The 13,136-nt window shown below is 68.5% G+C and carries 10 protein-coding genes and 1 pseudogene; 5 read left to right on the forward strand and 6 right to left on the reverse strand.

Annotated features, from left to right (window positions below; translation table 11 throughout):
* Complete coding sequence (locus tag AC5Y6X_RS15700; RefSeq protein WP_499987381.1) at positions 1–1,350, reverse strand: amidohydrolase family protein; 1,350 nt, start codon at positions 1,348–1,350, stop codon at positions 1–3.
* 260 nt (positions 1,351–1,610) lie between these two features.
* On the opposite strand from AC5Y6X_RS15700, the gene AC5Y6X_RS15705 reads away from it, so the two are divergent.
* Complete coding sequence (locus AC5Y6X_RS15705) at positions 1,611–2,585, forward strand: LacI family DNA-binding transcriptional regulator (RefSeq protein WP_499987384.1); 975 nt, start codon at positions 1,611–1,613, stop codon at positions 2,583–2,585.
* 87 nt (positions 2,586–2,672) lie between these two features.
* The gene (locus tag AC5Y6X_RS15710; protein ID WP_499987386.1) at positions 2,673–4,127 is read left to right on the forward strand and encodes an aldehyde dehydrogenase family protein; all 1,455 of its coding nucleotides are present in this window, start codon (positions 2,673–2,675) and stop codon (positions 4,125–4,127) included.
* Between the two features lie 81 nt (positions 4,128–4,208).
* On the opposite strand, the gene AC5Y6X_RS15715 is transcribed toward AC5Y6X_RS15710, so the two are convergent.
* Genes AC5Y6X_RS15715 through AC5Y6X_RS15725 form a run of 3 tightly spaced genes read right to left on the reverse strand, consistent with a single transcriptional unit; the run spans position 4,209 to position 8,062 of the window.
* Positions 4,209–4,622, reverse strand: coding sequence for a Zn-ribbon domain-containing OB-fold protein (locus tag AC5Y6X_RS15715; RefSeq protein ID WP_499987387.1), 414 nt, complete (start codon positions 4,620–4,622; stop codon positions 4,209–4,211).
* Between the two features lie 2 nt (positions 4,623–4,624).
* Positions 4,625–5,833, reverse strand: coding sequence for a thiolase family protein (locus AC5Y6X_RS15720; RefSeq protein WP_324675562.1), 1,209 nt, complete (start codon positions 5,831–5,833; stop codon positions 4,625–4,627).
* Positions 5,834–5,842: 9 nt separating this feature from the next.
* On the reverse strand, positions 5,843–8,062 hold the full coding sequence (locus AC5Y6X_RS15725) for an acyl-CoA dehydrogenase family protein (RefSeq protein WP_499987389.1): 2,220 nt from the start codon (positions 8,060–8,062) through the stop codon (positions 5,843–5,845).
* A 132-nt stretch (positions 8,063–8,194) separates the two neighbouring features.
* Between AC5Y6X_RS15725 and AC5Y6X_RS15730 the strand changes: the two genes are divergently transcribed.
* The 3 genes and pseudogenes from AC5Y6X_RS15730 (at position 8,195) to AC5Y6X_RS15740 (ending at position 11,054) form a co-directional block, all read left to right on the forward strand.
* Positions 8,195–8,800 (forward strand): TetR/AcrR family transcriptional regulator, encoded by a 606-nt coding sequence (locus AC5Y6X_RS15730; protein WP_499987390.1) that lies wholly within the window; start codon positions 8,195–8,197, stop codon positions 8,798–8,800.
* Positions 8,801–8,810: 10 nt separating this feature from the next.
* Positions 8,811–9,873, forward strand: a pseudogene (locus tag AC5Y6X_RS15735) (DUF1214 domain-containing protein).
* Positions 9,870–11,054: a sulfotransferase family protein gene (locus AC5Y6X_RS15740; protein WP_499987392.1), complete on the forward strand. Its 1,185-nt coding sequence runs from the start codon at positions 9,870–9,872 to the stop codon at positions 11,052–11,054. The pseudogene AC5Y6X_RS15735 and the gene AC5Y6X_RS15740 overlap by 4 nt, the downstream one beginning before the upstream one ends.
* Here AC5Y6X_RS15740 and AC5Y6X_RS15745 read toward each other — a convergent pair whose 3' ends face one another.
* Together AC5Y6X_RS15745 and AC5Y6X_RS15750 are read right to left on the reverse strand one after the other, a co-directional pair.
* Entirely contained in the window at positions 11,055–12,047 is a 993-nt protein-coding gene (locus AC5Y6X_RS15745) for an ABC transporter ATP-binding protein (protein WP_499987722.1), read from the reverse strand.
* A 2-nt stretch (positions 12,048–12,049) separates the two neighbouring features.
* The gene (locus AC5Y6X_RS15750) at positions 12,050–13,099 is read right to left on the reverse strand and encodes an ABC transporter permease (RefSeq protein WP_499987393.1); all 1,050 of its coding nucleotides are present in this window, start codon (positions 13,097–13,099) and stop codon (positions 12,050–12,052) included.
* Between the last annotated feature and the right edge of the window lie 37 nt (positions 13,100–13,136).

Here is a 13,136-nt window from a genome sequence, read left to right on the forward strand (position 1 = left end):
TCACCTGCCCAGCGTCGTGGCGCGGCCCGCGATACCGGAAGCCTCGGCCGTCGCCAGCGGCTCCCCCTGTGCCTGCAGGGCGAACTGCGTCATCCGGGTCCACGTGTCGAGGTCACGCTGGCTGGCCTTGTGGCCGACGTGCGTGACGACGTCCACGTCGGTGGCCTGAGCACGCAGGTGACCGGCCGTCGCGTGTTCCCTGGGAATGTGCCGGAACGGGTCGAACGAGTATGCGGCCATGGCGTTTTCGTGGGTGATCTTGTTGATGACGGCGTCGTCCAGGTGGCCCATCGTCTCCATCACGTCTTCGGGCGCGAACGGCCAATTACTGTCGGAGTGCGGGAAGTCGGACTCCCAGCACAGCATGTCCTCGTTGAACCACTCCATGTTCTTCACCCCGACCTTGTCGCTGATGAAGCAGGTGTAGAAGTGTCGCCGGAACACGTCGGCGGGCCCGCTGTAGCCCGGCGGGAACTTCGCCAGCGTCCAGCCCGAGTGCCGGTTGTAGACATGTTCGGCGCGCCAGAGGAAATACGGTATCCAGCCGACGTCGCCCTCGGTGAGCGAGAACTTGATCTCCGGGAAGTCGGCGTAGAACTCCGCCCAGATCAGCTCGGTGAAGGTGAACATGCTCATCATCGACGACGCCGTCATCATGACGCTGGGCGGGGCGTCGCTCGACACCTGCGGCGAACGCGACGCGGAGCCGACGTGGGTGCACAGCACAGAGTTGTTCTCGCACACGGCCTCGAACAACGGGTACCAGTACCTGGTGTGAATGCTGGGCATCTCCAGGGCCTCCGGATTCTCGGAGAACGTCACCGCGTGGCAGCCCTTGTCCGCGAGCCGTTTCACCTCCTTGGCCGCTTCGGCCACGTCGAAAAGCGGAAGGATGCCGCAGGGGATGAAGCGCCCCGGATACGCGCCGCACCATTCGTCGATGTGCCAGTCGTTGTAGGCCTTGATCATCACCAGGTTGACGTCCCGGTCGGGTCCCTGGTTGAGCACCTGACCCGAAAACCCGGTGAAATTGGGGAAGTTCAGGCCCGCCAGCTGCCCGCCGGCGTTCATGTCGCGGATCCGCTCGTCGACGTTGAAGCAGCCCGGCCGCATCTCGTCGTAGCTGGTGGCGTCGACGTTGTACATCTCGCGGGGTTTGCCCGCCACCGCATTGAGGCCCATGTTCCGTCCGCGAACGTCGCCGTAGTACCACTGCTGGACGCCGTCGGGCTCGAGGACCACCCGCGGGGCGCGGTCCTTGTACTTCGGCGGAACGTGCGCGTCGAACATGTCCGCCGGCTCGGCGATGTGGTCGTCCACGCTGATCAGGATCAGGTCGTCCTTGTTCATGCCGCACTCCTAAGCCGAGATGTGACTAGTAGACAATGGTGGCCGTCACAGTGTCAACGGTGGCGACACCTGCCCTCTCGGCGCTAAGTGGCTGCGTCACAATGCCAAACACCACAGTTTTTGCATGCTTGCGGCCCGATGCACTTGCCCCGGATACGGACTATTAGTCCTCATTGCTTGTCCTGCGGGATGGCGGGTCGCGCGCTGCCCGCGGGATCGCGTGCCACCATGAGGCATGGTCGGGCCCGGAAGGTGATGCGTTGACTGAGAAGGTTGTGCGGCCCACCACCGCCGATGTGGCCCGACTGGCCGGCGTGTCGACCGCGACCGTCAGCTACGTCCTGAACGACGCCGAGGGCCGCAGAATCTCCGCGCCGACCCGCGAGGCGGTGTACCGCGCCGCGGAGCTCCTTGGTTATCGGCCCAACCTCGCCGCGCGCAACCTCGCCCGCGGCAAGGGCGGCGTGGTGCTGTACGTGGTGCCGCACGTGGCGGTGGGTGACATGCCCATGCAGGCCGGCAGCCGCATGACCACGGAACTGGCCCACCAGGGCCTGCTTCAGGTGCAGATCTTCGAGGCCGAGGACGATCAGCATGTCGTCGACGCGATCGCGAGCCTCGACCCGGTCGCGGTCACGAGCCTGTTCCCGCTCAGCGACGCCGCCGTCGCCGCGGTCCGGTCGGCCGGCATACCGCACATCGAGATCGGAACCCTTCCCGCGCTTGGGGATCCGCACCTGTCGGTCGGCGAGCTGCGGGTCGACCACCTCGTCTCGCGCGGCCACCGGCAGATCGCCTTCGCCTACACGGGAATCGCCAAATGGCGCCCGCTGGGCGACTTCTGGTTCGAGGGCGTCGAGCGCGCGGCGCGGCTGCGTGGCCTTCCCCCCATCCGGGTTGGCGAGGTCACACTCGAGAATGCCGCCGACGTGGTGACCGGCTGGGTGCAAGGCGGCGTGACAGCCGTGTGCGCACAGAGCGACGACATAGCCTGCCTCGTCCTCTACGGCATTCATAAGGCGCGGCTGCGCTGTCCGGACGACCTCGCCGTGATCGGCGTCGACGCCAGCCCGATGGGTGTGGTGAGCACGCCGCCGTTGACCACGGTCGAGTTCAACCCCCGCGCGCTCGCCGACGCCGCGGTCGCCGCCATCTTCGAACGGCTGAGCCTCCCGGCCGCGCCGTCGAGTGAGCCGACCGAGATTTCGCGGCTGATCGTGCGCTCGTCGACCTGACGCCCCTAGGCCCGCCCTGGACATCGAGTGGTTAAGCGCATAACCTCGGCGTGATGATCCGTGCAATTAGGCGTAGGAGGAATGGCCGTGTCGGTGCAGGCTGTGCTGGACGAAATCCGGGAGCGACCGGGCACCGGTGAGGTGATCGCGGTTGTCGATCCCGCGACCGAAGAGCAGGTCACCGAGTTCAAGGATTGCGGGCCCGAAGCCGTCGACGACGCGGTCGCGCGCGCGAAGGCGTCCTTCGAGTCGGGCGTCTGGCGGGACAAGCCGCCCAGCGAGCGGGCCAAGATTCTGTGGCGGGTGGGCGAGCTGATCGATCAGAACGCGGAGCTGCTGGCCGAGCTCGAGTCGCTCAACGCGGGCATGACCCCGCTGCAGGCGCAGGGTACGGTCACCGTCGGCTCGGAGTTCTTCCGCTACTACGCCGGCTGGTGCACCAAGATCGAGGGCATCGCGGCCGACGTGCACACCGGCGGCCTCACCGGCATCGACTCGCATCAGCACGCCTACACCCTCAAGGAGCCGTACGGCGTGGTGGGGCTGATATTTCCTTGGAACGGACCGGTTTTCAACTTCTGCTGCAAGCTCGCGCCGGCGCTCGCGGCGGGCTGCAGCAGCGTCGTCAAGCCCGCCGAGGAGACCCCGCTGTCGGCCCTGGTGCTGGACAACATCCTGCACGAGGCCGGGGTGCCCGACGGGGTGGCGAACCTGCTGCTGGGCTACGGGCACACCGCGGGCGCCGCGATCACCGCGCACCCCGACGTCGAGAAGGTCGCGTTCACCGGGTCCACCGAGGTCGGCCGCGAGATCGTGCACGCCGCCGGGGCGAGCAACCTGAAGAAGGTCACGCTCGAGCTCGGCGGGAAGTCGCCGGTCGTCGTCTTCGACGACGCCGACCTGTCGAAGGCCGTCCCGATGGCGGCGTTCGGCACCTTCATCCACTCCGGCCAGGCGTGCGTGTGCGGATCGCGGATCTTCGTGCAGCGCGGCATCTTCGACCAGTTCGTCGAGCAGCTGGCGAACGTCGCGAACGGGCTGCCGCAGGGCGGCCCCAAGGACGAGGGCAGCCTGATCGGCCCGCTGATCAGCCAGAAGCAGCTCACCCGCGTGCTGGGTTACCTGGACCAGGGCAAGGCCGACGGCGTGCAGATCGTCACGGGCGGGGAACGGGTGGACCGCAAGGGCTACTTCGTTCGCCCGACCGTTCTCACCAACGTCGCAACTACCAGCCGGCTGTTCCAGGAGGAGATCTTCGGGCCCGTGGTCGCGGTCATCCCGTTCGACGACGAGGACGAGGCGGTCGCATTGGCCAACGACAGCACCTACGGGCTGGCCGCCACGGCCTGGACCCGCGACCTCGGCCGGGCACACCGAATTGCCAAGCGGCTCAAGGCCGGAACCGTGGGCCTGAACTGCCAGATGCAGTTCGACCACTCCATGCCCTTCGGCGGGTACAAGCAATCCGGTTGGGGCTACGAGTCGGGCAAGGCGGGCCTGGAGACCTACCTGCAGACGAAGATCGTCTGGGCGCAGATGTAATTCACGCAATTCACTTGCCGAGCGTCCTCAAAATGCCGGCTTTCACGGCGTGTCGGCGTACATATGAGCGCGCTCGCGGGTCTAAAAGTCGGCCGGTTCGTAGCGCAGCATGGTGACATCGTGTTCCGGATAGTCGAAGAACACCGGCCGCACCCGCATCCCGATCCTCAGGTCGGCCGGGTCGACGTTCACCATCTCGGTGGAAAACCTTGGTCCCTCGTCCCATTCCACGATGGCGAGCAGCTGCGGAACGGCGTCGGCGAAGTGCGGGCTGACGGGCCGGTGCGCGACGGTGTAGGAGTACAGCGTTCCCATGCCCGAGATCTCTCGCCATTCCAGGTCGTCCGCCAGCGTGCGGGGCGCGCGCACCCGCGGGTAGAACACATAGCTCTGCGACGACGGCGAGTACTGGATGACGATGCGGTGCTGCGCCAGCGCATCCCAAAACGGCGCCGTGGTGGGCGTTTTGACGGGCATCGGGCGTTCGAATTTCATCGTCAGTCCCCCTGCAGGATGAGCGTGGTCTGCTCGGACAGGATGCCGCCGTTGCCGGACACGAAGGCGCGGTTGCAATCGGCGACCTGGGCCGCGCCCGCGCGACCCATGATCTGGCGGGTGGCGTCGCAGACGTGATGCATTCCGCCGGCCAACCCGGCCTGGCCGAAGCCGAGTTGGCCGCCGGCGGTGTTGAGCGGGAAGTCGCCGCGGAAGGTCAGGTCGTGGTTGGCGATGAACTCCAGGCCCTTGCCCTTCTCGCAGAAACCCGCGTCCTCCAGCGACAGCATCACGGTGATGGTGTAGCAGTCGTAGATCGACACCATGTCCATCTGGTCCCGGGTCAGGCCGGTCATGGCGAACGCGGTATCGGCGGCGGCGGCAATCGGCGTATTCAGCAGATCCTCGGCGTACGTCGGCGTCTTGAACGGGACGTGTTCACCGAATCCCTTGATCCACACCGGACGATGGCGGGCCCGCCGCGCGACGTCGGCGTTGGCGACGACCACCGCGGCCCCACCGACGCAGGGCATGACGATCTCCAGCATGTGCAGCGGGTCGGCGATGACGGGACTGGCCAAGACGTCGTCGACGGTGAGCGGCTTGTCCTTCCAGATGGCGCCCTCGGTGTGGTTGGCGTTGACCCGCTGATCGACCACGATCTTGGCCATCGCCCGCTCGTCGTAGCCGTAGACCGCGGCGTAGCGCTGAGCCACCTGGCCGTAGGGCCCGTTCTGGCCGAGGTTGCCATACGGGATCTCGAATTCGGCCTGCGGGGAACCGTATTGGTTGCTCGACGAGCCGAAGAACATCGCGTCGATGATCGGCCTGGGCTTCTTCTTGGACGACGGCGTGATGTACCGCGCGGGCAGCGCGCACAGGACGGCGTCGCAGATGCCGAGTTCGATCACGGCGGCCGCGCGCCACACCATGGCGGCGGCGCTGGCCCCGCCGAGGTCGACCAGCTCGGCGAATCGTGCTCCTATTCCCAGGTACTCGGCGATCGTGGACGGAACGAAGATCTCCGATTCGGCCAGGTGCGAGGCGGCGATGCCGTTGACGACCCCGGCCGGCAGCCCCGCGTCATCGAGCGCGGCGGCGCCCAGTTCCGCCCACTGCTCGAGGACGAACGGCGCCGGTGAGGCCTTGTTGAGCCGTTCGGGCGGCAGCTCGACGTACCCGACGATCGCCGCCTCTCCGCGTAATCCCATGTGGCGTCCTCACTTACGTGGCAGGCCCAGGATCATCTGGGCGATGATGTTCAGCTGGATCTCCCGGGTTCCGCCGCCGATCAGCTCGGCGGGCAGGTGCAGGTAGGGCTGCACGACGGCGGGTTCCGAGTCGGCGACCATCGCCGTCCGCCCGGTCAGCTGCAGGGTGGCCCGGAAGGTGCGCCGCAGCAGGACGTTCATCGCCACCTTGGCGATGCTGGATGCCGGGCCGGATGCCTGGCCGTCGAGCAGCCGGATGGTTTCCCGCACGCCGAGGGCCTTGATGGCGTTGGCATATGCGTCGAGTTCGCCGAGCTCCCGCAGCGCGTCGGCGCGATCGGCTCCGGGTTGCGCCGCCAGCGCCCGCAGCGCGGCGGCCCTGTCGAACTTGACGTAGCCGCTGATGGCCGAGCGCTCCTCGGCCATGGTGGCGATGGCGAGGTTCCAGCCGTCGGTCGGGTCGCCGAGCAGCATGTCGTCGGGCACGAACACGTCGTTGAGGAAGACCTCGTTGAAATGCGCGTGGCCGGTGGCCGTCTTGATGGGCTGGATTTCTATTCCGGGCGAACGCATGTCGAGGATGAAGTAGCCGATGCCGCGGTGCTTGCTCGCCGCCGGATCGGTGCGCGCGAGCAGCGCACCAAGATCGGCGTACTGTGCCAACGACGTCCAGATCTTGTGACCGTTGATCCGCCAGCCGCCGTCCACCTTGGTCGCCCTGGTGGCCAGCGACGCGAGGTCGGAGCCGGCGCCCGGCTCGCTGAACAGCTGGCACCAATGAATATCGCCGCGTTGGGTCGGGGGGATCAGCCGCTCCTGCAGCTCTCGTGGCGCGGCCGCCAGCACCGCGGGCAGGATCCACTCCGCGATGTTCAGCGACGGCCGGACCAGCCCGGGTCGCTTGGCGAACTCTTCGTCGATAATGAGCTGTTTCAACGGGTCCGCGCCGACGCCCCAGGGCGCCGGCCAGTGCGGCACGATCAGGCCGGCGTCGGCGAGCAGCGCGCGTTGCGGCCCGGAGGCCTGGTCCGCGTAGTCGCCGTGCGGCGCGGGCGTGTCGTTGCGCAGTTGCATTGCGGCATCGAGCGTTTCGGCGACCCAGGCCCGGAATTCGGCCTCCGCGTCGCCGAGGTTGACCGACATGTCACGCTGCTGCGTGCACGTCAGCTCCCCGAGACGGCGGGCCCACCGATTCGCGGGCCCGATCGACGCGGCCAGGCTGGTGGCCCGCCGCCAGTACAGGTGCAGGTCGTGTTCCCAGGTGAAGCCGATGGCGCCGAACATCGTGAGCGCGTCGAGCACCAGCTCCGGCACCGGCGAGATCGCGATCATGGCGGCACCCGCGGCCGCGAGCCGGTGCTGATCGAGCGATTCGTCGGCGGCGCGCACCGCGTCCCAGGCCGCCGCGGTGGCCAATTCGCTGTTGACCAGAAGCATCGCCGCGTGGTGTTGCAGCGCCTGGAACGTTCCGATCACCTTGCCGAACTGCTCGCGGGTGCGCAGGTGTGCGGTGACCACCTCGACGCACCACTGCGCGATGCCCGCGGTGGTGGCGGCGACCAGTCCCAGCACGACGCACGCGGCGCGATCGGCGTCGATGCCGGTGAGGACGTCGCCCGCCTGATACTCGGCCAGCCGCAGGATCCCGGCATCGGCGACCAGATCGGTGCCGTCGACGGATTCGACTGTCGCCGTTGACTTTCCGGTGTCGACCGGCACCCACACCACGTCGCCGTCCCCGGTGCGGGCGCCGACCAGGATGACCCGCGCCGCACACGCGCCCATGGTGAAACCCGAGGCTCCGCTGACCGCCCAGCCCGGGCCGTCGGCGCGCGCCAGAAAGTCACCATCGTCGAGAAGGACGACGGCCGCGGGCGCACCGGATGCGAGGTCGCGCAGCAGTGATTCGGCGGCCGGCGTGGGATCCGCCAGCAGCGCGACCGCGCCCGTCGTCACGGTGGGCAACAGCGGTCCGGGCAGCAGCGCCTTGCCCGCCGACTCCAGGACGCACGCGGCGTCGATCATCCGTCCGCCCTGGCCGCCGAGGCTCTCCGGCAGGTGAACCGCGTGGAAGCCGTTGCCGACCAACGCATCCCACCATCCGGGGAGCTTGCCGGCCCCCAGCGCGTCGAACTCGTCGCGTGTCGAGGAGATCGGGGCGTGCCGGCCGGCGAACCGCCCGACGGCCTCGCCGAGGTCCTGCTGCTCCGGGGACAACGCAAGCGTCATGATCGCGGCCGAGATGTGGCGAACGCGGGCTTCGGCCGCACGGACTGCTATCCTTCCCTCTTACAAGACGAACCGTCTCGTCTTGTGGGACATTACGGTGCGGGTCAGGATATGTAAAGCGAGGATCATCACATGCCAAGCGATCCCGCCCCGCGGCGCCGCAGCGAGAGGTCGCGCACGGCGATCGTCACCGCCACGCGAGAACTGCTGCTGGAGCGCGGATTCGACGGTCTGACGATCGAGGCGGTCGCGGCGCGCGCCGGCGTGGGAAAGCAGACGATCTACCGCTGGTGGCCCAGCCGTCCGGCGCTCGTCGCCGACGTCATGCTCGAGGACGCCGACAGGATCCTCGCCTCGGTGGACCACACCGGCGACCTGGCCGGGGACCTGGTGGGCTGGGTGCGCAAACTCGCCGCGAGCCTGACGACGGAGCGCGGCTCGGCGATGCTGCGGACGCTGACCGCCGCCGGCATGGAGCACGAGGAGACCGCGGTCAAGCTGCGCGCCGGGTTCTCCTCGCCGCTCCACGAAAGCGTCCGGAGCCGGCTTGTCGCCGACGACATCGACGAGGTGACCGCCGACTCCGCCGCCGACGCGATCGTCGGCGGCGTGGTGTATCCGATCCTGTCTGGCGCACAACGATATTCGCGGCGGCGGGCCGAGCTGACGACCCGGATCATCGTCGACGCCCTGACCCGCCGGCGCGAATCGGCAGCGCGAGCCGAGGACATGGTCTAGGCATGAGGTCATGACGCACAAGACGCTCGAGGCGTGCCAGTTTTTCCAGCAGATGCTCGCCGACGTCACCAAGGTGGTGACCCAGGACGCCGAATCCGAGCGAGAGCTTCTCGAGGGACTGCGGGTCGTGGCCCGGGTGTCGTCGCTGTGCTCGCAACTGTCCGTCGAGGCCGACCCCGACCGGCCGGCGTTCTTCGACATGTGCTCGGACAACCGGATGATCGGCGGCCCCAACCCCGACGGCAACTACTACCTGGCGATGATCCGCGGCGACCGGCGCTACCGGATCACCGGAACCCGGGGCACCAGCGCCTACCTCGGATTCCAGATCCTGGCCGGAACGGGGCTAACGCCGCGCCGGATGTCCAACTACGTCAGCGACACCGACCTGCCCGCAAGCGAATTCGCGTTCGTCCTGTCCGCGGACGAACCCGCCGATCTCGCCGGCGCGCGGTGGGTGCACATCCCCGACGACGCGTCGTCGGTCGTGGTCCGGGAGTATCTCGGCGATCGCGGCTCCGAGGAACTGGCCACCCTGAAGATCGAGGCCCTCGACCCCGGCCCGCTCGCGCCGCTCACCGACGACGAACTCGCCGAGCAGTTCACGGCGATGGCGTGGACGCTGATGAAGCTCGTCACGCTGCACCGCACCATCAAGCCCGAGCTGCTGCAGCGCCCCAACACGCTGCTGACGGCCGAGGCCGCCGACCTGGGCGCGGCCGACACCAACCCCGGACAACCTGTACATGATGGGGACGTTCCGGCTCGACCCCGGCGAGGCGCTGGTGCTCGACATCGCGCCGCCCGACACCAGGTACTGGAACGTCACGCTGGAAAGCATCTGGCACGAATGCCTGGAGCCGCGCCGCCGGCACAGCTCGGTGACCAACCGCGGGGTGCGGCCGGACGCCGACGGGCGCGTGCGCATCGCGATCTCGGCGGAGGACCTCGGCTTCGGCCACTGGCTCGACACCGGCGGGCGACGGCGCGGGTTCGTGGTGCTGCGCTGGCTCGACAACCCCAACCCGCCCGACGTCACGGTGTCGGTGCGCCGGCGTGGGGAGCCGGCGTGACACTGCGGGAACGCTTCGACCCGGACCGCCTCATCGCCGCCGCCTGCGACGAAGCCGGCAGCGACGACTTCGGCGACAGCCTTGGCCTCACGGGCTGGCGACCCGGGCTGGACCGGCTGACCGACGGCCTGGTCGACGAGGCGCGGCTGTCGGCCATCGGTGTTGAGATCGCCCACCTCGACATCATGCGCGCCCTGAAGAACCGGCTCGGCATCATCGATTGGCGCAAGCAACATCCCGAAATCGCAAGCGAGCCAATAACTTCGCCGATCTTCATCGTCGGCCAACCCCGCACCGGGACCACGATCCTCTACGACCTGCTCGCCCAGGACCCCCACCTGCGGGCGCCGCTGACCTGGGAGGTCGACGCGCCCTGCCCGGTGCCGCGGCCCGAGACCTACCACGACGACCCGCGCATCGCGCAGACGCAGGCCAGCATCGAGCTCTCGGAACAGATCATCCCCGGTTTCCTGGCGCTGCACCCAATGGGCGCGCTCGTCGGGCAGGAGTGCGTCCGCATCACCGCCAGCGAGTTCACCAGCATGATCTACTCGGTGCAGTACCGGCTGCCGAGCTACTATCGCTGGCTGCTCTACGAGGCCGACCACGCCGGCGCCTATCGCTTCCACCGAATCTTCCTGCAGCACCTGCAGTCTGGGGTGCCCGGTCAGTGGCTGCTGAAGTCGCCGGCGCACCTGTGGCAGCTCGACAAGCTGCTGGCCGAATATCCCGACGCGCTGATCGTGCAGACCCACCGCGATCCCCTCAACGTCATCTCGTCGATCGCCGCGCTGACCCACCACCTGCGCCGGATGGGCAGCGACGAGTCGAACATCGCCGAGTGCGCGGCCCAGTCCTACGAGGAGATCGTCGTCGGCCTCGACCGCGCGATGGCGTTGCGGGACAGCGGCGACGTGCCCGCCGGGCGGGTGATCGACGTGCAGTACGCCGAGTTCGTCGACGACCCGTGGACCACGATCAAGGACATCTACGCCAAGCTCGGTCGCGAACTGCGGCCCGAAGCGGAACGGCGGATGCGCGACTTCTTGGCCGCTCACCCCGGCGACGGCGGGCGCGGCCGCTACACCTGGTCGGACACCGGCCTGAACGCCGACGAGGTGCGGGAACGGGTGCGCGCCTACCAGGACCGCTACGGGGTGCCGACCGAGCAGCTGCGGTAATCAGTCGTCCACGAGCTGCGGTTGCGCGATGATCTCGCTTACGCCCGAGACGCCGAGCCGCTCCCGGAACGCCTGCGCGGTATAGCCGACGGCGGTGGCGTCGGTTCGGGCACGCACCGTCGCCGAGCGCGGCATGTGAAACAGCACGCCGATTTCGCCGAAGTAGTCGCCGGGCCCGGCCACCTTGACCAATTCCTCACCGCCATCGGCCAATTCGCGCACGATCTCGAATTCGCCCTCGGACACCACATAGATCAGGTCGCCCATCGTGCATTGCTCGAACAACACCTCGCCGGCCTTCAGCGCAACGGTTTCCGGGAGCCGGTTCGTCGACGCCAGTGCGGGTGCCAGCTCGACGACGTGATCGGCCATCGGCAGTATCCGGCTGTCGTGGGTCGCGACCACCACCACACGCTCGCCCGCCGCGAGCGAGCGGATCAACCGCAGCACCTCCTCCACCTGGATGAAGTCGAGGTGCGCGGTCGGCTCGTCGGCGAGGATCAACGGCGGATCCAGCGCGATCGCGCGGGCGACCGCGACCCGCTGCTGCTGCCCGCCGCTGAGGTCTCCCGGCCGGTGTTTCACCCGGTCCGCAAGGTTGACCCGCGACAGCAGCTCCTCGGCACGCCGACGCGAGGCCGCGCGCGACATCCCGGCCGCGCGCAGCGGAATCATCACGTTCTCGAGGGCGGTCAGGCTGGGCACCAGGTTGAACGCCTGAAAAACGATGCCCACCGTGTCGCGCCGGTACCTCGCCAGCGCGCGCGGGTCGAGCGTGGTGACGTCGATGCCGTCGAACTTGATCACCCCGCTCTTCGGCCGCAGGATGCCGCCGAGGCAAGACAGCAATGTGGTCTTCCCGCAGCCGCTGGGGCCGAGCAGGATCACCAGCGATCCGGCGGCCACGTCGAGGCCCAGGCCGTTGATGGGGCGCAGCGCATACCCACCACTGGAGTACTCGACGACGAGGTCTTGAATGCTCAGATCGCCCACGGTCATGGACCCCCGAACGCCAACGCGGGATCGACCGCCACCGCGCGTCGCAGTCCCGCGGCACTTGCCAGCAGACCGATCGCGACCGCGATCACCGGCAGCGCCAGGTAGGCGCGCAGGGGGACCACGACGATCATCGGGAACACCGGTGCCAGCACCTGCGCAAGGACGGCGCCCAACGCGGCCGCGAGCAGCGCGACGACCACCGCCTGCAGCGCCAGGCCCGCCAGGATCGACCGGGTGGGCACGCCGATCGCCTTGAACACCGCGAAGTCGCGCAGCCGCTCAAGCGCCGACAGGTAGACCAACGATCCGACGATGAGGACCGCCACAATCCACAGCAGGAACGCGATGATCGTGATCGCCCCCGACGCGACCTTCAACGGACGCATCAGGTCGGTGACACCGGCGGATCGATCCACGGCCTGGTAGCCGTCGGGCAGCTGCCGGGGCGCGCCGATGATCCCGATCGACGTGATCACCGGCTGCCCGTTGTAGGCCAGCTTTTGCAGGCCCTCGGTCGTCAGGAAGATGCACGGCGTCTTCGCCAGCGCGGTCGCGTTGGGCACGATGCCGACGATCCGCAAGGTGTGCGCACCGACCTGCAGATCCTCGCCGATGTGCCGGCCCAGCGTGCTCGACACCGCGACCTCGTCAGGCGTCTCCGGCGCCCGACCCTCCGAAACCCGCGGCATGCCGGGTCCGTGTGAGGGCGCACCGAAGGCCGAGGAGTTTCGCGCCGAGTTGCCTTCCCGGATCGGCTGCGCCGCGGTCGCCAGCGGGGACGCCGCCTGCACACCGGGCGAGGCGGCCACCCGGGCCAGGTCGACTTCGGCGAACGGCGTCGAACCGAGAAACGGGCCGGCCGCGCCGGTCTTGACCACGAAGCCGACGACGCCCATGGCGTCGACGGTGCGCTGGGCCTCGACCCGGAAGCCGTTCGCGAGTCCGGTCAGAACCAGCGTCATCGCGAACACCAGGCCGGTGCTGACGATCGCGATCACCAGGCGCCGCCGTCGCCATTGCATGTCGCGCAAGGCCGCGAACAGCATGACTGAGACCGTACCGCCGCCCACCCCGTCGTGGGCA

It is taken from the genome of Mycobacterium sp. NGS26, from assembly GCF_059813025.1.